This window comes from Azospira inquinata (genome assembly GCF_018905915.1).
Lineage (GTDB): Bacteria > Pseudomonadota > Gammaproteobacteria > Burkholderiales > Rhodocyclaceae > Azospira > Azospira inquinata.
On sequence record NZ_CP064782.1, the window covers coordinates 1,980,710 to 2,002,774 of the forward strand.

Consider the following 22,065-nt stretch of genomic DNA (forward strand, 5'->3'; position numbering starts at 1 on the left):
GGGATAACGCCAGGGCTTTTCCACCGGCTGTCGGGAAAGCGGTTTGTGAAAGGGCATGGACATTCCAGAACCGGAGGGGGGCCTATCCTTGGGGGGGCGCGGCTCGGGAAGGGAATGGCCCGGTCCTTAGTGGCTGTTTTGATTTTCTTCCGGGGCTCCCTCCGGTCCCTCGGAATCCCCGTCTTCGTGAAAGGCCCGGGTCTGCTGGCCGCCCCGTTGTTTGCTGGCGTACATGGCGAAATCGGCCCGGTTCAGGAGGGTTTCGCTGTTTTCTCCGTGGTCCGGGTAGAGGCTGATGCCGATACTGGCGCCCACCTGGTATTGGTGCTGGTCGTGGAGCACGGGCATGTCGGTGATCTGGAGTATTTTTTCCGCCACGATTTCCGCTTCCCCTAACTCCCGGATTTCCGGCAGGAGAATGACGAATTCGTCCCCTCCCAGGCGAGCCACCGTGTCCATGCCCCGCACCGCATTGCGCAGGCGCTGGGCCAGGGTTTCCAGGACCCGGTCTCCGGCAGCGTGGCCGTAGCGGTCATTCACCTGTTTGAACCGATCCAGGTCCAAGAGCAGCAGGGCTACCTTGTGTTCCTTGCGGCGAGCGGTGAAGATGGCCTGATCCAGCCGGTCCGCCAGCAGGCGCCGGTTGGGCAGGCCGGTGAGGGTGTCGTGGTAGGCCTGGTGCCGGTATTTGGCCTCGGTCTGGACCCGGGTGGTGATGTCGGAGACGGTGCCGTGGTAGCCCTGGAAATGCCCATCCCCGTCCAAAACCGGGTTGCCGCTGGAACATAGCCAGCGGAAGCTGCCATCCATGCCCTTCATCTGGTAGATAAAATTCCGGAACGGCTCGTGGCGCTCCAGGCGCTGGCGATGCTTGTCCCAGGCCGCTTCCGCAATGCCCCGCAGGCCCCGGATTTCCCAGTCCGCCTTGCCCAGGAAGCGGGGGGTGCCCAGGTGGTCCAGCAAGTCCTGAGCCCCTTCCAGGGTGGTGTAGCGGAACTGGCCATCCTGTTCCCAATAGAGGTCGGAGGAGAGGGCGATCAGATCCCGCAGGCGCTGCTGGGAGCGGGCCAGTTCCTCCTGATTGCGGCGCCGCTCCGTAACGTCCGAGACCACCCAGACCGTGCCCAGTTCCGGGGCTTCCGGAGCTACCAGGCGGCCCGATACTTCGGCCCAGAAGCGGCTACCGTCCTTGCGTTTGAGCTCCATTTCCCCATGGAAGGGGCGGCGTTCCGTGCCTATGGCGGTCCGGGCGGCTTCGTCCAGTTGGTGCCAGTCTTCCGTTTCCGGTAGCCATTCCCAGGGGGGCATTCCCTTCAGCTCCCCCGGCTCATAACCCAGCATCTGGGCAAAGCGGGGGTTACTTTTTACCGTGTGATGGGGGGCCGGGCGCAGAAGGAGAATGCCTTCCCCGGCGGACTCAAAAATCACCCGCTGCTGGCGCAGTAAATCCTGGGTCAGCCGATGGTGGGCGAAGGCTTGCAGGAGCCGGTGGTGCTGGCGGGTGAAGGCCCAGGCCAGGAGGGCGCCGAGGACGGCACTGCCCACCAGAATGAGCCAGGCCCCCGCCGAATACAGGAGGGCGATGCGCAGGGCCAGGGGCAGGAACAGGGCGGCCATGAAGGCCGTGTAGGCGGGGGCGCAGCCGAATAGGGGAAAGGCGTTGATCAGGGCAAGGCAGCTGGCGATGCCCAGGGCCAGGAGCATCTGGGTCGGTGGGGTCAGGCCCAGGGGCAGCCAAGCCAGGGCGGACCAGGCCAGTCCCTGAAAGCCCAGGCTCAGGGCGGAGATAGCCTGCCAGCTTCCATGGGCTTCTCCCGAGCAGCGTAGGCGAAAACGGAGGGACAACAGGGCATGGACGCTGACACTCAGCCCGGCGCTCACCAGGGGCCAGAGCCAGGCCCGGGACTGGCCTTCCAGGGCCAGGGCGAAGGCCGTGGCTACCCCCAGGAACAGCATCAGGATCAGGGAGATGGGCATGCCGCTGTAGAGCAGGCTGAGTCCGTCTTCCCGGGCTTGCTGGAGCCGGGGATGGGTGGGGGGGCGATGGCGGGCTGGGTGCATGGGCGGGGTGGGCAGGGTAAACTGGAAACTGTCTCCGATCCTCTTCCTCCCGGTCCGTTCCCTTGTCCAGTCTTGCCCTGATGCCCCCGTCTCCGCCGGTGACCTATCGGGGGCGTTTTGCCCCGACGCCCAGCGGACCTTTGCATTTCGGGTCCCTGGTGGCGGCACTGGGCAGTTATCTGGAGGCGCGCAGCCGGGGAGGGGAATGGCTGCTGCGGATGGAGGATGTGGATGGGCCCCGGACGGTGCCCGGGGCGGCGGCGGATATCCTCCGGACCCTGGAGGCCTTTGGCTTCCAGTGGGACGGCCCCGTACTCTACCAGAGTCAGCGCCTAGATGCCTATGGCGTGGCCCTGGAACGCCTGGTGGCGGCGGGGCTGGCCTATCCCTGCGGCTGTTCCCGCAAGGAGGTTCAGGCGGCCGGAGGCGGTCTTTCCGTGGATGGGGCGCCCCGCTACGATGGCCGTTGCCGCCGGGGCCTGGCCCCGGGACGTCGGCCCCGGGCCTGGCGTTTGGCGGTGCCGGACCGCTATTACGGCATTCAGGATGGTCTTCTAGGGGATTTGGGCCATGACCTGGGCCTGGCCGTGGGGGATTTTGTCCTGCGCCGGGCCGATGGCCAGTACGCCTACCAGCTGGCGGTGGTGGTGGATGACGCCTTTCAGGGCATCAACCGGGTGGTGCGGGGCGCGGATCTGGTGGATTCCACTCCCCGCCAGCTTTACCTCCAGGATTGCCTGGGTTATCCCCGGCCCGCCTATGTGCATTTGCCTGTGGTGACCAATGCCCGGGGGGAAAAGCTCTCCAAGCAAACCCGGGCCCGGGGCCTGGATCGGGAGCGGCCTCTGCCCACCCTGTGGCAGGCCTGGGCTTTTCTGGGGCAGGAAGCGCCCCGGGAGGAGGGGGGGAGTCTGGCGGATTTCTGGGCCTGGAGTCTGGCCCACTGGGACCTGGCCCGGGTGCCCGCCGTGCGTGGCCGTTACTGGCCAGATGGGATGGCTTGAAGCGGGAGAAGTTGGGCCGAGGCGGGAAAATAGGGGGAAAAACGCCTATTGGCGGAATTCCCGGCCCCCGTAGCCGGCCAGGCCGATGGCCAGCCGCACCAGGGCATAGCAGGACCAGCGCAGCAGACGGGAATAGAGGGGCAGGCGCTTCCAGCGTTGGGCCGGCAGTTCCCGGGCCCCTTCCGCCATGGCCTGATGCAGGCTGTCCTTTAATTCCTTGGCGAACTGCTGATCCCGAACCAGTACATTGGCCTCCCGGGCCAGGAGCAGGCTGAAGGGGTCGATGTTGCTGGAGCCCACCGTGGCCCACTGGCCGTCTACCACCGCCACCTTGGCGTGGAGAAAGCTGCGCTGGTAAAGGAAAATACGCACCCCGGCTCCCAGGAAGAAGCCGTAGAGGGCCTGGGAGGCGTAGTGGAGCAGCCGGTATTCCACCCGGCCCTGTAATAGCACGGTGACCTTGACCCCCCGGCCCACGGCGGCCGCCAGGGCATGGCGGAAGCGGGCCCCGGGGAGGAAGTAGGCGTTGGCCAGCAGCACTTCCTCCCGGGCGCTGTTGATGGCCTCCAGATAGGCGTTCTCAATTTCCCCCCGGTGGCGGATGTTGTCCCGGGTGACGAAGGCGGCCCACTGGTGACCAGCCGGGTAAGTCTGGGCGATGAGCCGGGAGGTGTTGTGGTAGCGGTGGCGGAAATTGGCCCACACCACCATTTCCCAAAGCCGCCCCACGGTCCGGTGGATGGGGGCCAGGAGCGGCCCTTCCACCTGAATGGCGTAGTCGTAGCGGGGCGGCACCTGGTGGGGGGTGTTCATGTCATCGATGATGTTGATGCCACCCACGAAGGCGATACGGGCATCCACCACGGCGATCTTCCGATGCATCCGTCGCAGCCGGTGGCGGCGCAGGCGCCAGGGGGCTAGTTCCGGGCGGAAGATGAGTACCTGGACCCCGGCGGCCAGCAACTGGGGCATCAGGGTTTGGGGAAAGCTCCGGGCGCCAAAGCCGTCCACCAGCAGACGCACGGTAATGCCCCGGCGGGCCGCTTCCCCCAGGGCGGCAGCGATGTGGCGGCCGGTGGCGTCATTTTCGAAAATGTAGGTTTCCAGGTGGATTTCTTTCTCCGCTTCCCGAATGGCCTGGAGCAGGGCGGGAAAATATTCCCCGCCGCTGTTGAGGAGGCGCAGCCGGTTGCCGGGGAGGAATTCCGCCATGGGGCTCAGGGGGCCAGGGTAAGACGGGCGGAGAGGGCGGCGTGGTCCGAGAGCTGGGACCAGGGCTCGCCGAAATGGACTTCCGCCCGATGCACGTGGAAGCCCCGCACATAGATCCGGTCTAAGCGCAGCAGGGGCAGGGTTGAGGGAAAACTGCGCACCGGCTGGCCGGCGGCGCCGCCGAACACTTCCGTGAGATGGAGCCGTTCCGCTAGCAGGTCGTCCGCCTTGTTGCGCCAGTCGTTAAAGTCCCCGGCGATGATCAGGGGAGATTCGGGGGGCACCAAGCCTTCCACCCGGTCTGCCAGGGACTCCATCTGCTTGCGTCGGCTGCGCCCGAACAGGGACAGATGGACGCAGATGCAATGCAGGGGCACTTCCCAGCCCGCCACCTGGATAATGGCGTGGAGCAGACCTCGGCGTTCGAACTGGTGCTGGGAAACGTCTTGGTTTTCCGAGGACAGAATGGGGTAGCGGGAGAGGATGGCGTTACCGTGGTGGCCGCCGTGATAGACCATGTTGCGGCCATAGGCCGTGGCTTGCCAGACATCTTCCGCCAGGAATTTGTGCTGGGGTTCCTCCGGCCAGTCCTCCAGTTTTTTTGCGTGGCCCCGGTGCAGGCCCTGGACCTCCTGGAGAAAGACCACGTCCGGAGCCAGCTCCCGCAGACAGTCCCGCAGCTCATGGACCATCACCCGGCGGTTGAACTGGGTGAAGCCCTTGTGGATGTTGTAGGTGGCGACGTGGAGTTGGGGGAGCTTGCGGGGGGTAGTCATGGCAAAGAGTATAAGCCAAGGCCCGGCGCCGGGCTCCGGGGGCGTCCGGTCAAGCCCTCAGGGCCGGGCGGGGGCCTTTTCCAGAAAGGCGGCGAAGGCTTCCGCCGCCAGGGGCTTGGCGTAGAGGTAGCCCTGGGCCTGCTGACAGCCGTAGTCCCGCAGCAATTGGGGCAGGCGCTGGTCTTCCACCCCTTCCGCAATGGTTTCCAGGCCCAGGCTCTGGGCCATCTGAATAATGGCCCGGACGATGGCCGTGTCGTCCCCGTCGTTGGCCATATTGCGCACGAAGGACTGGTCGATTTTCAGCTTATGGACGGCAAAGCGTTTCAGGTAGGCCAGGCTGGAGTAGCCGGTGCCGAAATCATCCACGGACAGGCGGATGCCCTGGCTGCGCAGATGGGCCAGGGTTTCCAGCACGGTTTCCGTATCGTCGATGAGGATGGATTCGGTCAGTTCCAGTTCCAACTGGGTAGGGGGCAGACCGCTCTGGGCCAGGGCTTCCAATACCGTGTGCTGGAGATTGCCCCGCTTGAACTGAATGGCGGAGAGATTCACCGCCATGGTCAGGCCCGGGTGGCCGGATTTGTTCCAGCGCACCGCCTGACGGCAGGCTTCCTGCAATACCCAGGCCCCCAGGGGCACGATAAAGCCCGTGTCTTCCGCCAGGCCGATGAAGCGTACCGGGGACAGCAGCCCCAGTTCCGGGTGCTGCCAGCGGACCAGGGCTTCCGCTCCCACCACGGCGCCGGTGCTGAGGCACACCTGGGGCTGGTAGTGGAGGACGAATTCCCCCCGCTCCAGGGCCCGCCCCAGCTCGTTGCGCAGGCGCAGATTGGCGGTGGCATTGGCGTTCATGCTGGGGTCGAAGAAGGAATAGGTGTTCCGTCCCGCTTCCTTGGCGTGGTACATGGCCGTATCGGCCCGCTGGATGAGCTTGCCCACCTCCGTCCCATCCCCCGGATAGCAGGCCACGCCGATGGAGGCGGAGGTGACCAGTTCCTGGGTGCCCAGGGGGAAGGGCCGGGAAATTTCCCCGAGAATTTTTTCCAGCTGACGGCTCAGGTCGGCGGCAGATGCGGCGGCCAGGAGCATGAGGAATTCGTCTCCCCCCTGGCGGCTCACCAGCTCGTCTTCTCCCAGGCAGTGGGCTAGGCGCTTGGCCACGGCCCGCAGCAGGGCATCGCCCACTGCATGGCCCAGGGAGTCATTAATGGTCTTGAAATGGTCCAGATCCAGGCAGAGCAGGGCGAAGCCCCGGCCGCTGCGCTGGGCCTTGGCGATGGCCTCCCGGGCTTTTTCCTGGAGCAGGAGCCGGTTAGGCAGTTCGGTGAGCAGGTCGTGGTGGGCGAGGAAATCGATCTGGGCCTGGGCGTCCTTGCGTTCCGTGATGTCGGAAAAGACGGCCAGGTAATTGGTGGCCTGACCGGAGCTGTCCCGAACCACGGAAATACTGGACCACTGGGGATAAATTTCCCCATTCTTGCGCCGGTTCCACAGTTCCCCCTGCCAGTGCCCGTGGTGGATCAGGGCTTCCCACATCTGCTGGTAAAAGGCCCGGTCATGCTTGCCCGAAGAAAGGAGCTTGGGGGTCTGGCCCAGGACTTCCTCCTGGGAATAGCCCGTGGTCTGGGTGAAGGCCCGGTTGACCGAAAGAATGCACCGGGAGGCATCAGTCACCATGATGCCTTCGCTGCTGCTTTCAAAAGCCTTGTGCAGGAGGCGCAGGGATTCGTCCTGCCGGTTCCGGTCCAGAACGATGCCGATAATGGAGGCGCCGATTTCCAGAAGCTTTTTGTGGAAAGGGCTGGGGTTACGATGCTCGAAGCTGGAGAGGGCGAAGGTGCCCACGACGCGCCCGCCCTGGCTACGGATGGGCATGGACCAGCAGGCCATGATCTTGAAGTCGATGGCCAGCTGGCGCAGGTCCTTCCAGCGATCGTCGGTCAGGGTGTCCGGCACATAGACCGGTTCCTGGCGATAGATCACATTGCCGCAAGAACCGGCGCAGGGGCCCGGCACCAGGCCGTTGAGCCGGGCCCGGCTTTCCGGGGTGAGGCTGGGTGCGGCGTATACATTCAGTCTGCAACCGGTGGGGTCGAGCAGCATGACCGAGGCCGCCGCATTGGGGAGCAGCTGTTCTTCCAGGCCACAGACGCTGTTGATGGTTTCCAGGTGGTCCTGTCCCCGGGCCACGGATTCCAGAATGGACTGTTGCAGGTTAAGCAGGGTTTCCTGCTCAGCGGGAGACAGCTGGCAGTAATCCACCCCGGATTCGGAGGCGAAGGGGGTGGGCAGGGGCGGGGGGGACAGGGTGGCCATGGGCGGCTCAGGAAACCGCCAACATGCGGTCCAGAGCGATGCGAGCCAGTTTGGCCTCATGCTCCGGCACCCGGATGGCGTTTACCACATTGCCGTCCGCCAGATTTTCCAGGGTCCAGGCCAGATGCTGGGGATCAATGCGCTGCATGGTGGAGCACATGCATACCGTGGGGGCCATGAACTGGACGATTTTGCCCTGGGGCTTCACTTCTTCCGCCAGCCGGTTTACCAGATTCAGTTCTGTGCCCACCAGCCAGCGGCTGCCCGCCGGAGCTTCCTTGATGGTTTTGACGATGGCTTCCGTGGAGCCTACCTGATCGGCCAGTTTACAAACGTCGAAATTGCACTCCGGGTGGGCGATGACCCGCCCATCCGGATGTTCCTTGCGGAAGCGCTCGATATGGCTGGCCTGGAACATCTGGTGCACCGAGCAATGGCCCTTCCACAGGAGAATCTTGGCCTGACGGATTTGTTCCGGGGTAAGGCCGCCGTTTTCCTGATCCGGGTCCCAGACCGCCATGTCCCCCAGGGGAATGCCCAGGTTGTAGCCGGTCCAGCGGCCCAGATGCTGATCCGGGAAAAACAGCACCTTTTCCCGCTGGGCGAAGGCCCATTGGGCAATGGTGCCGGCGTTGGAGGAGGTGCAGACGATACCCCCGTGGTCGCCGCAGAAGGCTTTCAGGTCGGCGGCGGAATTGATGTAGGTGACCGGGGTGACCTGGGCATCCACATCTCCCAGCACTTCCCCCAGTTCCCGCCAGCACCGTTCCACCTTGGCCAGATTGGCCATGTCCGCCATGGAACAGCCCGCCGCCAGGTCAGGCAGGATGGCCGTCTGTCCGGCCTTGGACATGATGTCCGCCACTTCCGCCATAAAATGGACGCCGCAGAAAACGATGTATTCCGCATCGGTCTGGGAGGCCAGACGGGACAGTTTCAGGGAATCGCCGGTGAGGTCCGCGTGGCGATAAACATCAGCCCGCTGATAGTGGTGACAGAGGAGGACGGCCTTTTTCCCCAGACGGGCGCGGGCGGCGAGAATGCGTTCCTGGCAATCCTCGTCCTGCATTTCATTGAAGCGGTCGAAAGCGATGGTGGCTGTTTGCATGGGATTCTCGAATTCTCCGGGGGCCTGGGGCAAAAGCCTCAGCTTTGGGTCCAGGGCAGGCCGGCATGACGCCAGCCGCCGATGTGATTGCGTTGGCCTTTGGCATCCCGGTCCCCTTCAAAGCCTTCCAGGATGTTGTAGCTGCTGCCGTAACCGGCCGCCGCCGCTGCCGTGGCCGCCATATTGGAGCGGCCGCCGCTGCGGCACAGGAACATGACCAGGGATTCCGTATCCACCCGGGCCTTCAGCTGTTGCAGAAAATGGGGGTTGGGGGTGCCCCCCGGATAGATGTTCCACTCGATTTCCACCGCCTCGGGCACCCGGCCCACCCAGTCCTGCTCGGCCCGGGTACGTACATCCACCAGCTTGGCCCCGGGGGCGCTTTGCCACACCATCAGGGCCTCGGCGGGCGTGAGGGCGCCAGCGTAGGGAAGATTGAGTTCCTTGGCGCGGTTCTGGGCCAAAGCCAGGAGGTCGGCGAGTTTTCCCATGGTGTGGTCCATCAGGCAAAAGGGGTTGGGGAATTTCCCGGCCCAGGGGTGGCCTGGAGGGCCACCGGCCCGGGAGTGGAAAAATAAGGGCAGCGAGGGGGGATTATAAAACAATGCCTACCCGGGCGCATTGAGCCCGGGGCAGGGCGGCGAGTTGGGTGAAAAACCCCGTTTGGGGCGAAAAGGCTTCAAAAAGGCGGTCTCGGGGCAAAATGCACCCACTTTGAGCAGTAATCACCATGGCATGGGGGTGGCGGGCGTTGCAATTATCTCTTTTGACGTGGATGGCGGGGAAAAGTGCGGACGGGAGGACGTTTTTACCGTGCCGGCCTGGGTGGCACAGGAAACGCTGAAAATCAGATGCTTGCACTTTATTGGTGCGACTCTGGGGTAATTTGCGCACTATTGGTGCATTAAAAAAGTAAAAGTCCGTATCTTTTCTTATGGCACAATGGCCTATGGACTGTGTGGCTTTGGCACGGATTTCGCTCACTGGTTCCGCACGGATTTATTTGAATGTCACCGGATCCCCGGTATCTGCTTAGGAGACTTTGCGCTATGGCAACCCCTCAAGACGTCATGAAGTTGGTCAAGGAAAACGACGTCAAATTCGTTGATTTCCGCTTCACCGACACCCGCGGTAAGGAACAGCACGTGGGCGTGCCCATCTCCGCTTTTGACGAAGACAAGTTCGAAAGCGGTCATGCCTTTGACGGTTCCTCCATCGCCGGTTGGAAGGGGATTCAAGCCTCCGACATGCTGCTGATGCCGGATGCCGAAACCGCCTACATCGACCCCTTCTTCGACGAAACCACCCTGGTGCTGACCTGTGACGTGGTGGAACCTGCCGACGGCAAGGGCTACGACCGGGATCCCCGCTCCATCGCCAAGCGCGCCGAAGCTTACCTGAAGTCCTCCGGTATCGGTGACACCTGCTTCTTCGGCCCCGAACCCGAATTCTTCGTCTTCGATTCCGTGGAATGGAATGCGGACATGTCCGGCTCCTTCTGCAAGGTCTATTCCGAAGAAGCCGCCTGGGCTTCCGGCGAAAAGATCGAAGGCGGCAACATCGGTCACCGTCCCTCCGTCAAGGGCGGCTATTTCCCCGTTCCCCCCGTTGATTCCCTGAACGACGTGCGGGCCGCCATGTGTCTGGCCCTGGAACAATGCGGCGTGGAAGTGGAAGTGCACCACCACGAAGTGGCCACCGCCGGTCAGTGCGAAATCGGCACCAAGTTCAACTCCCTGGTGCGCCGCGCCGACTGGACCCAAGTGCTGAAGTACGTGGTTCACAATGTGGCCCACCAATACGGCAAGACCGCCACCTTCATGCCCAAGCCCATCGTTGGTGACAACGGTTCCGGCATGCACTGCCACCAATCCATCTGGAAGGACGGGCAAAACCTGTTCGCTGGCAACGGTTACGCCGGTCTGTCCGAATTCGCCCTGTACTACATTGGCGGCATCATCAAGCACGCTCGTGCCCTGAACGCCCTCACCAACCCGGGCACCAACTCCTACAAGCGTCTGGTCCCCGGCTTCGAAGCTCCGGTGAAACTGGCTTACTCCGCCAAGAACCGTTCCGCTTCCATCCGCGTGCCCTACGTGGCTTCCTCCAAGGCCCGCCGGATCGAAGTGCGCTTCCCCGATCCCATCGCCAATCCCTACCTGGCCTTCTCCGCCATGATGATGGCCGGTCTGGACGGCGTGCAAAACAAGCTGCACCCCGGGGATGCCGCCGACAAGAACCTGTACGATCTGCCGCCGGAAGAAGATGCCAAGATCCCGACCGTGTGCTCCAGCCTGGAACAGGCCCTGGATTACCTGGACAAGGATCGGGAATTCCTGACCCGTGGCGGTGTGTTCTCCAACGACTGGATCGATGCCTACATCGGCCTGAAGATGGAAGAAGTCACCAAGTTCCGCATGACCACCCACCCGGTGGAATTCGACATGTACTACAGCTGCTAATCGGCGGCTTTAGGTCGGAAAAGGACGGGGTTTCCCGTCCTTTTTTTTCGTCCCTCGCCTGGAGAAATTCGGCCGGACGGGGCTTCCCCCCGATTTGCCTAAGCCGTGGGCATCCCCTACACTTAGCCCCCGTTCTTGGATGGAGCGAAAATGAAAGCGCCTTTCCTGCTCGTGGTTTTGGGTTTGTTTGCCGTTTCGGCCCAGGCCGACATCTACAAATGTGTGGATGGGGCCGGGCATATCACCTTCTCCAATTTGCAACGGGGCGGTAGCGGCTGTAAGCGCCTCTATCTGGAACCGGCTGGTTCCTCCGGGGCGCCCCGCAGCAGTTCTTCTGCCTCCAGCTCCAGCCGCGCCGCGGCCCGGGCCAATCCTTCTCCTGCCGGTTTCCCCCGGGTGGAAGCGGATACCCAGAAGGCCCGGGATAATGACCGCCGGACCATCCTGGAACAGGAACTGGCGGGTGAGCAGAAGGGCCTGGATGATGCCCGTCATGAGCTTTCCGCCCAGGAAGGCCAGGGCGCCAAGAACCCGGAACGTTTGCAGTCCGCCCGGGACCGGGTGCAGCAGCATGAGCGCAATATCGAAGCGCTGCGCAAGGAACTCAGCAAACTCAAATAAGGGCCTCTGGCTCCTCCCTCTTCCCCCCATGCACCCCATTGTTCCCACGGCCTTTCGGGGCCTCGATTTATTGTCTTCTGCCACCATTGTCCTGGATGCGGATCAGGTCGTCTGCTACGTCAATCCGGCGGCGGAAAACCTGCTTTCCGCCAACGCCAAGGACCTGGTCTTTCACCCCCTGCAACAGCTCATCACCTATTCGGGGGGGCTGCAAAAAGCCCTGGATAACGCGGTTTCCAATGACTGGAGCTACACCGGTTACAACATTGAGGTGCGTCGCCCGGACCAGGAGGTGTTGCAGCTGAACTGCACCGTGACTCCCCTGGAGGTGCCTGGAGCCAAGCTGCTCCTGGAACTGCGCCCCATCGACCAGCAAATCCGGGCGACCCGGGAAGAGCAGCTGATTCAGCAACAGCAGGCCAGCCGGGAACTGATCCGCAATCTGGCCCATGAAATCAAAAATCCCCTGGGAGGCATTCGGGGCGCGGCCCAGCTCCTGGAACACGAACTCAACAACCCCAGCCTGCGGGAATACACCCAGGTGATCATTAAGGAGGCGGACCGGCTCCAGGATCTGATGCAGCGCCTCCTCTCTCCCCATCGCAGCATGCAGCCCGGCTCCGTCAATATCCACGAAATCCTGGAGCGGGTACGCAGCCTGCTGGTGGCCGAATTCCCCGGTCAGCTCAAGGTGCGGCGGGACTACGACACCAGCTTGCCCGAGCTGGTGGGGGACCGGGAACAACTCATCCAGGCGATTCTCAACATTGCCCGCAATGCGGCCCAGGCCATGGCGGGCAAGGGGGAAATCGTGCTGCGCACCCGGGCTATCCGTCAGGTCACCCTGGTGAAAAAGCGCTTCCGCCTGGCCCTGGAATTGAAGGTCATCGACAACGGTCCGGGTATCCCGGAGGAAATCCGGGAACGCATGTTCTACCCCCTGGTTTCCGGCCGGGAAGGGGGCTCGGGTCTGGGGCTCACCCTGGCCCAGAGTTTCATTCAGCAGCATCAGGGGACGGTGGAATGTGAAAGCCGTCCCGGTCGCACCTGTTTCATCATTCGCATGCCCCTGGACCACGGCCCGGCCAAGTAATTTGCAGGGTGTTTGGCGCAAAGGCATAGGGGGCGGGCTTTCCCGGGTCGGGGGCAGACTGACCGTCGGCTGACTCATGGCAGGTAAATTGCTTAAGTAAAGGCCAAAGCATCATGTCTGAGGAAAAGATGAAACCTGTATGGATTGTGGATGACGACCGCTCCATCCGCTGGGTCCTGGAAAAGGCCCTGGCCCGGGAGCAGATCCCCTTCAAAAGTTTTGCCTCCGCCACCGAGGCCCTAAGCTGCCTGGATGAGGCCGGAGAAGTGCCCCAGGTCCTGCTTTCCGATATCCGCATGCCCGGCCAGTCCGGCCTGGACTTGCTGCAACGCATCAAGGAAGCCCATCCGGCCCTGCCGGTCATTATCATGACCGCCTACTCGGACCTGGAAAGTGCCGTGGCGGCCTTTCAGGGCGGCGCCTTCGAATACCTGCCCAAGCCCTTTGACGTGGATCAGGCCCTGGAATTGATACGCCGGGCCCTGGATGAATCAATGCACCAGGATGGTGCGGTTGAGGAAGCGGGGATTACCCCCGAAATCCTGGGTCAGGCACCTGCCATGCAGGAGGTATTCCGGGCCATCGGCCGGCTGGCCATGAGCCACGCCACCGTGCTCATTACCGGGGAATCCGGTTCCGGCAAGGAACTGGTGGCCCGGGCCCTGCACCGGCATAGCCCCCGGTCGGATAAGCCCTTCATCGCCATCAACACGGCGGCCATCCCCAAAGACCTGCTGGAATCCGAACTCTTCGGTCATGAGCGGGGCGCCTTCACCGGGGCCGCCGCCCAGCGTCGCGGCCGTTTCGAGCAGGCGGAAGGGGGCACCCTGTTCCTGGACGAAATCGGTGACATGCCCTCCGAATTGCAGACCCGCCTTCTGCGGGTGCTGTCCGACGGCCATTACTACCGGGTGGGGGGCCATCAGCCCCTGAAGGCCAATGTGCGGGTGATTGCCGCCACCCACCAGAATCTGGAAACCCGGGTCAAGGAAGGCCTGTTTCGGGAGGATTTGTTCCACCGCCTCAACGTCATCCGTATCCGCCTGCCTGCCCTGCGGGAACGGCGGGAAGACATTCCCCTGCTGGCCCGCCACTTCCTCGCCAAGAGCGCCCAGGAACTGGGGGGCGAACCCAAGCGCCTCTCCGACGGGGCGGTGAAATTCCTCATGTCCCTGGATTTTCCGGGCAACGTGCGGCAATTGGAAAACCTTTGCCACTGGCTCACGGTCATGGCTCCCGGCCAGCAGGTGGAAGTGAGTGACCTGCCCCAGGAACTGCGGGAAAGCGTCAGCGAAGGGGAGGGGCCGGTGACCGGGGGCTGGGAACAGGCCCTGGCGGCGGAGGTGGATCGGCAACTGGCCCGGGGTGTCCCTGCGGTGCACGGCAAACTCTCCGACGATTTTGAGCGCATCCTCATTTCCCGAGCCCTGGCCCACACCGGCGGCCGCCGTATCGAGGCGGCCCAGGCCCTGGGCATTGGCCGCAATACCATCACCCGGAAAATTCAGGAGCTGGGTCTGGAAGGCGGTCGCCACGGGGAAGAGGGGGACACCCCGAACGAGGGCGGGGCGGCCTGATTCGGCCTGCCCGGGGCAGGCTTCCCTGGGGAAGCGGCCCGGTCCGGGACCTGAAATGGGGGCCCCTTCCTTTCCCCAAGGTGGCTGCGCCGGGCCCCGCCATGGCGCGGTGCTTTATGGCCGCCCCAGGCTTTGGGATAATGGGCCATGGCTCATCAACCTTCTGCCCTACTTGATCCGGCTCGCCTGGGAACGCTCCTGACCCGGGGCGCCGGGCGTTTTGACGTGGACGCCCTGGATTGCTGCGATTCCACCAGTTCTGAACTATCCCGCCGGGCCCAGGCCGGGGCTCCCGCTGGCACCGTGGTGGTGGCGGATGCCCAGACCGCGGGCCGGGGGCGCCGGGGTCGGGCCTGGCTGGCCGGGCCCGAGGAAGGGCTGACTTTCTCCCTGTTATGGCGTTTTCCCCGGGATTTCCGTCATTTCTCCGGCCTTTCCTTGGCCGTGGGGGTGGCGGTGGCCCGGGCCTGCGCCCGCCTGGGGGCGGACGGGGTGGGGCTCAAATGGCCCAATGACGTGCTGGCCGCCGTGGCCGGTGGCTGGGGCAAGCTGGCGGGCATTCTGGTGGAACTCCAGGCCCAGGGAGACGGCATGTTGGCGGTGATCGGTATTGGCCTCAATCTCCAGGCTCCCCGCCTGCCCCCCGGTGCGGGCCTGCCCGTGGCGTCCCTGGCTGAGCGCCTGGGGGCCGTGCCGGAGCGCCACGCCGTCATGGCCGCTCTCCTGGATGCCCTAGCCGAGGTGCTGGAGGTTTTCTGTCACCAAGGCTTTGCCGCCTGTCGGGAAGAATGGCAGGGCTACCACGTCTGGCAAGACCAGACCGTGGTGCTCATGCAGGACGGCCAGTTGCAGGGCCGGGGCCTGTGCCGGGGGGCGGATGAGGACGGGGCCCTGCTGCTGGAGCGGGATGGCCGGGTGGTGCGCTATCTGGCCGGTGACCTGTCCCTGAGGCCCGCATGATTTTTCTTCTGGATGCGGGCAATACCCGGATCAAATGGGCCCTGCGGGACGGGGACCAATGGCGGGACCGGGGCGCCCTGGCCCTGGCGGAAGTCGGGGAATTACGCCATGTGGCGGCCCAATGGCCGGGGGTGACGCGGGCCCTACTTGCCAATGTGGCCGGATCGGCCCTGGGGGCCGCCATTACGGAGGCCCTCTCCCTCTGGCAAGGCCGCTGCCACTGGTTCCAGTCTGCCCCTGCCTGCGCCGGTCTGCGCAATGATTACGAGGATTACCGGACCCTGGGTTGTGACCGCTGGGCGGCCATGATCGGCGCCTGGCACCGGGTGGGAGGAGCCTGTCTGGTGGTCAATGCGGGTACCGCCATGACCGGAGACTTAATCTTCCCGGAAGGGGCGGGGGCCGTGTTCCGGGGCGGCATTATCCTGCCCGGCTATGACCTGATGCGCCAATCCCTGTATCGCAATGCGGCCCAGCTGCCCTTGGCGGAAGGTCATTGGCAGGCCCAGCCCCGTAACACCCACGACGCTATTGTGAGCGGCTGCCTCCAGGCCATGGCCGGGGCGGTGGAGCGCCTGCACCGCCAGCTGCCCCCGGAGGCACCCTGCGTCCTTTCCGGCGGTACGGCGGATTTGCTGGCACCCCTGTTGGAAATGCCCGTGCTGCGCCTGGACAATCTGGTGCTGGAAGGCCTGGCCCGGGTGGCGGAGCAGGACGCCCCCTGAGTCCCTTTCCTCCCCCTGCCGGACGGGGCGCTCGGGCCCGGTCGGCGCTATACTTTCGCCCTTGGCCGGGCCCTGGTGTGCCCGGTTTGTTTTGAATGCCCTTTGGCCACGCTCCGCGCCCCGCCGAATGGCCCAGTCCGTATCGGGAGAACCATGGAAAACACGCGCATCCAACTAGAACAAAACGACATTCCCACCCACTGGTACAACGTGGCCGCCGACTTGACCAATCCTCCCGCCCCGCCCCTGGGGCCGGACGGCAAGCCGGTGACGCCGGAGGGCATGAGCGCCATTTTCCCCGGGGCCATTCTGGAACAGGAAATGTCCACCCAGCGCTGGATTCCCATTCCCGAAGAAGTGCGGGAAATCTACCGCCTCTGGCGGCCCGCCCCCCTGTGCCGGGCGGTGCGCCTGGAACAGGCCCTGGGCACCCCGGCGAAAATCTATTTCAAGTACGAAGGGGTTTCCCCCGCCGGTTCCCACAAGCCCAATTCCGCCGTGCCCCAGGCCTATTACAACAAGCAGGCCGGCATCAAGCGCCTCACCACGGAAACCGGCGCCGGCCAATGGGGTTCCTCCATTGCTCTGGCGGGCCAGATGTTCGGCCTGCCGGTGCGGGTGTACATGGTCAAGGTGAGCTACGAGCAAAAGCCCTACCGGCGCCTGATGATGCAGACCTGGGGCGCGGAGGTGTTCGCCAGCCCCACGGACATGACCAATGCGGGCCGTGCTGCCCTGGCCGCCGATCCCCATAACCAGGGCTCCCTGGGCCTGGCCATTTCCGAAGCGGTGGAAGAAGCCGCTTCCCGGCCTGATACCAATTACACCCTGGGTTCCGTGCTCAACCACGTGCTCCTGCACCAGACCGTGATCGGCCTGGAAGCCAAGAAACAGTTCGACAAAATCGGCGAATATCCGGACGTGGTGGTGGGGCCCTGTGGGGGCGGTTCTTCCTTCGGTGGCATTGCCTTCCCCTTCCTGGCGGACAAGGCGGCGGGGGACAAGCGGGCGGAAAAGCTGCGCTGCGTGGCGGTGGAACCCACCTCCTGCCCGACCCTGACCAAGGGGGCCTACGCCTACGATTACGGGGATGCCTCCGGCTATACCCCGATCATGAAAATGTACACCCTGGGCCACGACTTCATGCCCCCGGGCATCCACGCCGGCGGTTTGCGCTATCACGGCGCCAGCCCCCTGGTGTCCCAGCTTCACCACGAAGGTCTGGTGGAAGCGGTGGCCGTGCCCCAGCTGGCCACCTTTGATGCGGGGGTCCAGTTCGCCCGGGCGGAAGGTATCATCCCCGCCCCCGAATCCTGTCACGCCATCCGGGTGGCCATTGATGAAGCCCTCAAGGCCAAGGCCACCGGGGAACCCAAGGTCATTCTCTTCAACCTCACCGGCCACGGCCACTTCGACATGTCTTCCTACGAACGCTATTTCAGCGGCAAGCTGGAAGACTACGACTATCCGGAAGAAGCGGTGAGCGCTTCCCTGGAACACCTGCCCAAGGTGGGTTAAGGGAGGTCCCATGCGCGCCCTGGTCTTTATCCTGGTTCTAGCCAATCTCCTATTCCTGGCCTACGCCCAGGGCTTTTTCGGCATCGGCGACAATCCGGACCGGGACCGCATCCGGCAACAGCTGGCCCCGGAAAAGGTGCGCATTCTGGCCCGGGGCCAGGCCCCGGCGGATGAAGCTGCCACCCCGTCCGCCAGCACGGCAGATGGGGCCGCCGGGCCGGAAGCCCAGGCGGATGCCGGGGATAAATCCGGGGACGCCGCCAAAGAGGCCAAGGACGGGGGCAAGGATGGCAAGGCCTCGGACAAGGGCGACAAGAACGATAAGGGGGAAAAAGCCGATAAAGCCGCCCCCAAGGGCGCGGATAAAACCGCTGATAAAAACGACAAGTCCGCCGACAAGGGCAACGATAAAAAAGCCGCCGATCCCAAGGGGGACCGGTGCCTGGTGTGGAACGGCCTAGCCGGGGCCCAGGCGGATAAGCTGGCTGCCCTGGGCGGCAGCAAATACGCCGCCCTCAAGGCCGGGCGCAGCCTCCAGGGCGAGGCTTCCGCCTACTGGGTCTATATCCCCCCCCTGGCCAGCCGTCAGGAGGCGGAGCATAAGGCGGAGCAGTTGAAGGCCTTGCAGGTGCCTGAATACTTCATTGTCCAGGACGGGGCCAGCCGTAACGCCATTTCCCTGGGCATTTTCTCCAGCGAACAGGCAGCTAAGGATCGGCTGGAAGACCTGAAAAAGCGGGGCGTCCGCTCCGCCAAGACCGGCCCCAAGACCCAGAAGGGGGATACGGTGCGCCTGGAAATGCGGGGCCCGGCCGCCCAGCTGGAAGCTTTCCGGACCGCCGCCGCGGCCCAGGTGGGCGAGATCAAGGCGGTCAGCTGCGATCCTTCTCCCAAGGGGCACTGAGGGTGTTTCTGGTGGGCCTCACCGGGGGCATCGGCAGCGGTAAAAGCACCGTGGCCGCCCTCTTTGAGGCCCGGGGCGCGGTGCAGGTGGATACGGACGCCATTGCCCATGAACTGACCGTCCCCGGGGGCGCCGCCATGGTCCCCATCCGGGCGGCCTTCGGCGACGGGGTGGTGGCCCCGGATGGGGCCCTGGATCGGGCCGCCATGCGCCAGCGGGTCTTTTCTGACGGGGATGCCCGGCGGCGCCTGGAAGCCATTCTCCATCCCCTGATCCGAGCCGAAGCGGACCGGCGATGCGGCGCCGCCCAGGCTCCCTATGTGATCTTGGCCGTGCCTTTGCTGGTGGAATCGGGCCAGTACCGGGACCGGGCGGACCGCATTCTGGTGGTGGATTGTGACCCGGCCCGCCAGATTGCCCGGGTGGTGGCCCGCAATGGCCTGACGGAAGCTCAGGTACGGGCCATTCTGGCCGTCCAGGCGAGTCGGGAAGCCCGGCTGGCGGCGGCCGACGATGTGGTGCGTAACGATGATGGTCCGGATGCCTTAGAACCCCAGGTGGCCCGGCTTCACGAACACTATCTGTCCCTGGCTCGGCAAAAAGCCATAGAAAGTTGAGCTGTTTTGTGTGGTTTGGCTTGCAAAGGCCTACGCCGGTTGAGGTTTTTCGGTTTCTGGTTCAGAATCCTGGCATCTTAGGCGGCGAGTCTCCATTGGTACGGTCCCGGGCGTGATTACCTACGAATACCCTTTTAACGAACGCATCCGCACCCTGCTGCGGCTGGAGGATCTGTTCGACAAGACCGGCCATTTTTTGCAGGAGGACGGGGTCCTGGAACACCATGTGGCCCTTCTGACCCTGTTTGAAATTATGGAAGTGGCCTCCCGGGCGGATCTGAAAATGGATCTGATCCAGGAACTGGAACGCCAGCGTCAAGCCCTCCTGGCCTACCGGAACAATCCGGATATTTCCGAAGAAGCCCTCTCCGGCGCCCTTTACGAAATTGAGCAGGCCTCCGCCGCCCTCCTCGCCATGACCGGGAAAATCGGCCAATACCTGCGGGAAAACGACTGGCTCATGAGCATCAAGAGCCGTGCCGCCATTCCCGGGGGCGTCTGCGAATTCGATCTGCCGTCCTACCACTACTGGCGTCACCATCCCACGGAAACCCGGCGGGACGCCATTTCCGGCTGGCTGCGCCCCCTCCTGCCCCTGCGGGACGGGCTGGCCATCGTGCTGCGCCTGCTGCGGGCCAGCGGTCGGCCCAAGGCCTATGTGGCCAAGCATGGTTCCTATCAGCTCATGCTGGGGGGCAGTTCGGCCCAGATGGTGCGGGTCACGGTGAAAACCGAGGGGCCGGCCATTCCGGAAATCAGCGCCAATAAATACGCCTTCAATATCCGCTTCACCTGCCCGGATGGGGATCTTCGTCCCCGCACCGTGGATAAGGACGTGTCCTTCGACATGACCTTCTGCAATCTCTGAGCCCCGGGCTCCGCCTCTTTTTCCCTTTCTTTCTCTTCCGGTCGCCACCCTAGGCCGCCCGGGATGGTGCCGTGGACTTCAGCCCCGGGGGTGGTGAATGGCGTGGAGTTCCTTGAGCCGTTCCCGGGCCACGTGGGTGTAAATCTGGGTGGTGGAAATGTCCGAGTGGCCCAGGAGCAGTTGCACCACCCGCAGATCGGCGCCGTGGTTGAGCAGGTGGGTGGCGAAGGCGTGACGCAGCACGTGGGGGGAGAGCTTGGCCGGGTCGATGTGGGCCACCAGGGCATAGCGCTTGATCAGGGTCCAGAACATCTGGCGGGTCATGGGGCCGCCCCGGCCGGTGACAAACACCGCGTCGCTCTGGCGCCCGTCCAGCAGGGTGAGGCGGCCCTGCTTAATAAAGACACCCAGCCAGTCCAGGGCCACCTGGCCCAGGGGCACCAGCCGTTCCTTAGACCCTTTGCCGAAAACCCGCACCACTCCCATGTCGAAGCTCACCTCGTGGAGCTTCAGATTCACCAGTTCGGAGACCCGCAGGCCGGTGGCGTAGAGGGTTTCCAGCATGGCCCGGTCCCGCTGGCCCAGGGGGGTGGTGCAGTCCGGGGCGGCCAGCAGGTTTTCCACCTGGGCTTCGGAAAGCACCTTGGGCAGGCGGGAAGGCTTGACCGGCATGGAGAGGCGCAGGGTGGGATCGGCGCCGATGCGGCCCTGGGCCAGCTGCCAGCGGTAAAAACGGCGCAGGGTGGATAGGCAGCGGGCCTGGGAACTGGCCCGATGCGCCTGGGCGATGTGGGCCAGGTAGGCGCTCAGGGCGGCTTCATCCGCTCCGGCCAAGCCCGGGCAGCCCTGTTCCATGAGCCACAGGGTCAGGCCCAGAAGGTCGCTCCGATAGCTGTCCAGGGAGGCTTTGGCCAGGCCGTCTTCCAGCCACAGGGCGTCGCAGAAGGCGTCCATTTCCCCCTGGTCGGCCGGGTCCGGGCGGTGGGGTTTTTCCTCCCCGTCAGGGGCGGAGGGTGTAACGCTCCGGGATTTCATGGGCCAGTAGCCAGCGTTTGATGTTCAGATAAAAGCCGTTCCCCTGGCCTTCCTTTTCATGGGCGAAGCCGTTGAGGCGGCCGCTTTGGGCAATCACCCGGTGGCAGGGCACCACCAGGGGTAGGGGATTGGCCCCGCAGGCGCCCCCCACGGCTCGGGGGGAGGAGGTCAAGGCCCGGGCCAGCTCCCCGTAGCTTTGGGTCTGTCCCAGGGGAATGGCGGCAATGGCCAGCCAGACCCGGTGCTGAAACGGGGTCCCCCGGGGCGCCAAGGGCAGGTCAAAGGCAAAGCGGGCATCCTGGAGATAGGCCGCCAGTTGGCGGGCCGCCTCCCGGGCCAGGGGCGTGGTCCCAGCTCGGGCCGGGCCCGGGGGCAGGAAGTGGATGCCGGTTAAGCTTTCCCCTTCGCAGCGCAGCCCCAGGGCAAAGCCGGGAGCGGCCACTACGGCCTGAAAAGGCCCGGGGGAGGGGGAGATCTCCGGAGCAGAGGAAGGGGCAAGGGGCGTGGTCATGGTCGCGGCGAGGCCTGAGGGGCCCGGAGGCTGGGCCCCCGATGTGTATGGATCAGGAGGCCTTGCCCAGCAGGTTGTCCTTCAGGTCGCCCTGGGTGGGCTTGTCCCCTAGCCAGATGCGCAGCAGGGCCCGGTAAAAGTCTTCCCCGGGGATGGGATTGCCCTTGGCCTGGCCACCCACCACCAGCCGGGTACCCTTGCCCGGCACCCAGTCCAAAGCGATGGGGGTGCCTTTGCTGGCCTTGCCCAGGGCCAATAGGGTGTTGTCGAAGGTCTGGAGCCGGTCCTTGAGGGGGGCGATTTCCGTGTCGCTGAGATTTTTTTCAATGCCGCCGGAAAGGGCTTCCACAAACTGCTGGGCGCTCAGTTCCATGAGGGGCACGATGGTAATGCGCTTGGGGCCTTTGCTATTGAGCACTCCGGCCGCATCGGTCTTTTTTTCCGGCAGGTAAAGGCCCATGGCGTAGACCTTGATGAAAAACTTGGAGCGCAGACCCGCCCCGTTCAGCACCAGCTCCTGCTGTTCCAGGTGCTGCCGGTCGTCGAAGCGTACACCGGCCACTTCCGTAGCCCGGGCGTTGAGGCCGGCGACCAGTAGGGTGGCGGCCAGCAGGGTGGTGAGCAAGGGGTGCTTCATGGGGCTGTCTCCTGATTTTGGACGGACCGTCTGGATAAGGCGGGGCAGGGTCCGCTT

Annotated in this window: 20 protein-coding genes; 11 read left to right on the top strand and 9 right to left on the bottom strand. The window is 64.3% G+C overall.

Translation table 11 applies throughout. From position 1 onward, the window contains the following. Nucleotides 1-126: 126 nt before the first annotated feature. Nucleotides 127-2,061 (bottom strand): diguanylate cyclase domain-containing protein, encoded by a 1,935-nt coding sequence (locus Azoinq_RS09120; protein WP_216129810.1) that lies wholly within the window; start codon nucleotides 2,059-2,061, stop codon nucleotides 127-129. Nucleotides 2,062-2,123: 62 nt separating this feature from the next. Between Azoinq_RS09120 and gluQRS the strand changes: the two genes are divergently transcribed. Next, nucleotides 2,124-3,065 carry a tRNA glutamyl-Q(34) synthetase GluQRS gene (gluQRS, locus tag Azoinq_RS09125; RefSeq protein WP_332460823.1) on the top strand — a complete coding sequence of 314 codons (942 nt, stop codon included), beginning with the start codon at nucleotides 2,124-2,126 and terminating at the stop codon, nucleotides 3,063-3,065. A gap of 45 nt (nucleotides 3,066-3,110) precedes the next feature. Here the strand turns inward: gluQRS and clsB are convergent, their stop codons facing one another. From clsB to Azoinq_RS09150, 5 genes are read right to left on the bottom strand one after another with little or no spacing between them, the layout of a single operon-like run. After that, nucleotides 3,111-4,277 carry a cardiolipin synthase ClsB gene (gene clsB, locus Azoinq_RS09130; RefSeq protein ID WP_216129808.1) on the bottom strand — a complete coding sequence of 389 codons (1,167 nt, stop codon included), beginning with the start codon at nucleotides 4,275-4,277 and terminating at the stop codon, nucleotides 3,111-3,113. Between the two features lie 5 nt (nucleotides 4,278-4,282). Next, on the bottom strand, nucleotides 4,283-5,053 hold the full coding sequence (locus Azoinq_RS09135; protein ID WP_216129806.1) for an endonuclease/exonuclease/phosphatase family protein: 771 nt from the start codon (nucleotides 5,051-5,053) through the stop codon (nucleotides 4,283-4,285). 57 nt (nucleotides 5,054-5,110) lie between these two features. Then, nucleotides 5,111-7,372 (bottom strand): bifunctional diguanylate cyclase/phosphodiesterase, encoded by a 2,262-nt coding sequence (locus tag Azoinq_RS09140; protein WP_216129805.1) that lies wholly within the window; start codon nucleotides 7,370-7,372, stop codon nucleotides 5,111-5,113. 7 nt (nucleotides 7,373-7,379) lie between these two features. Continuing rightward, entirely contained in the window at nucleotides 7,380-8,480 is a 1,101-nt protein-coding gene (nadA, locus tag Azoinq_RS09145) for a quinolinate synthase NadA (RefSeq protein ID WP_216129804.1), read from the bottom strand. Between the two features lie 38 nt (nucleotides 8,481-8,518). Next, entirely contained in the window at nucleotides 8,519-8,971 is a 453-nt protein-coding gene (locus Azoinq_RS09150; protein WP_216129803.1) for a rhodanese-like domain-containing protein, read from the bottom strand. Nucleotides 8,972-9,529: 558 nt separating this feature from the next. Between Azoinq_RS09150 and glnA the strand changes: the two genes are divergently transcribed. From glnA to zapD, 10 genes are all read left to right on the top strand, one after another. After that, on the top strand, nucleotides 9,530-10,942 hold the full coding sequence (gene glnA / locus Azoinq_RS09155) for a type I glutamate--ammonia ligase (RefSeq protein WP_216129802.1): 1,413 nt from the start codon (nucleotides 9,530-9,532) through the stop codon (nucleotides 10,940-10,942). A 150-nt stretch (nucleotides 10,943-11,092) separates the two neighbouring features. Further along, nucleotides 11,093-11,563 carry a DUF4124 domain-containing protein gene (locus Azoinq_RS09160; RefSeq protein WP_216129801.1) on the top strand — a complete coding sequence of 157 codons (471 nt, stop codon included), beginning with the start codon at nucleotides 11,093-11,095 and terminating at the stop codon, nucleotides 11,561-11,563. A gap of 28 nt (nucleotides 11,564-11,591) precedes the next feature. Next, complete coding sequence (gene glnL / locus Azoinq_RS09165; protein ID WP_216129800.1) at nucleotides 11,592-12,656, top strand: nitrogen regulation protein NR(II); 1,065 nt, start codon at nucleotides 11,592-11,594, stop codon at nucleotides 12,654-12,656. 128 nt (nucleotides 12,657-12,784) lie between these two features. Continuing rightward, a complete protein-coding gene (ntrC, locus tag Azoinq_RS09170) occupies nucleotides 12,785-14,233 on the top strand; it encodes a nitrogen regulation protein NR(I) (RefSeq protein ID WP_216129799.1) in 1,449 nt (482 codons plus the stop codon). A 147-nt stretch (nucleotides 14,234-14,380) separates the two neighbouring features. Then, the gene (locus Azoinq_RS09175) at nucleotides 14,381-15,193 is read left to right on the top strand and encodes a biotin--[acetyl-CoA-carboxylase] ligase (protein WP_216129798.1); all 813 of its coding nucleotides are present in this window, start codon (nucleotides 14,381-14,383) and stop codon (nucleotides 15,191-15,193) included. Beyond that, nucleotides 15,190-15,918 (top strand): type III pantothenate kinase, encoded by a 729-nt coding sequence (locus tag Azoinq_RS09180; protein WP_216129796.1) that lies wholly within the window; start codon nucleotides 15,190-15,192, stop codon nucleotides 15,916-15,918. Before Azoinq_RS09175 ends, Azoinq_RS09180 begins: the two co-directional genes overlap by 4 nt. Nucleotides 15,919-16,071: 153 nt before the next feature. Next, complete coding sequence (locus Azoinq_RS09185) at nucleotides 16,072-17,436, top strand: TrpB-like pyridoxal phosphate-dependent enzyme (RefSeq protein WP_216129794.1); 1,365 nt, start codon at nucleotides 16,072-16,074, stop codon at nucleotides 17,434-17,436. A gap of 10 nt (nucleotides 17,437-17,446) precedes the next feature. After that, a complete protein-coding gene (locus Azoinq_RS09190) occupies nucleotides 17,447-18,340 on the top strand; it encodes a hypothetical protein (RefSeq protein ID WP_216129792.1) in 894 nt (297 codons plus the stop codon). Beyond that, the gene (gene coaE, locus Azoinq_RS09195) at nucleotides 18,337-18,957 is read left to right on the top strand and encodes a dephospho-CoA kinase (RefSeq protein ID WP_216132081.1); all 621 of its coding nucleotides are present in this window, start codon (nucleotides 18,337-18,339) and stop codon (nucleotides 18,955-18,957) included. The genes Azoinq_RS09190 and coaE overlap by 4 nt, the downstream gene beginning before the upstream one ends. Before the next feature lie 112 nt (nucleotides 18,958-19,069). Further along, a complete protein-coding gene (gene zapD, locus Azoinq_RS09200) occupies nucleotides 19,070-19,825 on the top strand; it encodes a cell division protein ZapD (protein WP_216129790.1) in 756 nt (251 codons plus the stop codon). A gap of 78 nt (nucleotides 19,826-19,903) precedes the next feature. Here the strand turns inward: zapD and xerD are convergent, their stop codons facing one another. Genes xerD through Azoinq_RS09215 form a run of 3 tightly spaced genes read right to left on the bottom strand, consistent with a single transcriptional unit; the run spans nucleotide 19,904 to nucleotide 22,008 of the window. Further along, nucleotides 19,904-20,779: a site-specific tyrosine recombinase XerD gene (xerD, locus tag Azoinq_RS09205; protein WP_232368610.1), complete on the bottom strand. Its 876-nt coding sequence runs from the start codon at nucleotides 20,777-20,779 to the stop codon at nucleotides 19,904-19,906. A gap of 46 nt (nucleotides 20,780-20,825) precedes the next feature. Next, on the bottom strand, nucleotides 20,826-21,371 hold the full coding sequence (locus Azoinq_RS09210; protein WP_216129786.1) for a methylated-DNA--[protein]-cysteine S-methyltransferase: 546 nt from the start codon (nucleotides 21,369-21,371) through the stop codon (nucleotides 20,826-20,828). Nucleotides 21,372-21,423: 52 nt separating this feature from the next. Next, a complete protein-coding gene (locus Azoinq_RS09215) occupies nucleotides 21,424-22,008 on the bottom strand; it encodes a chalcone isomerase family protein (RefSeq protein ID WP_216129784.1) in 585 nt (194 codons plus the stop codon). Nucleotides 22,009-22,065: the final 57 nt, after the last annotated feature.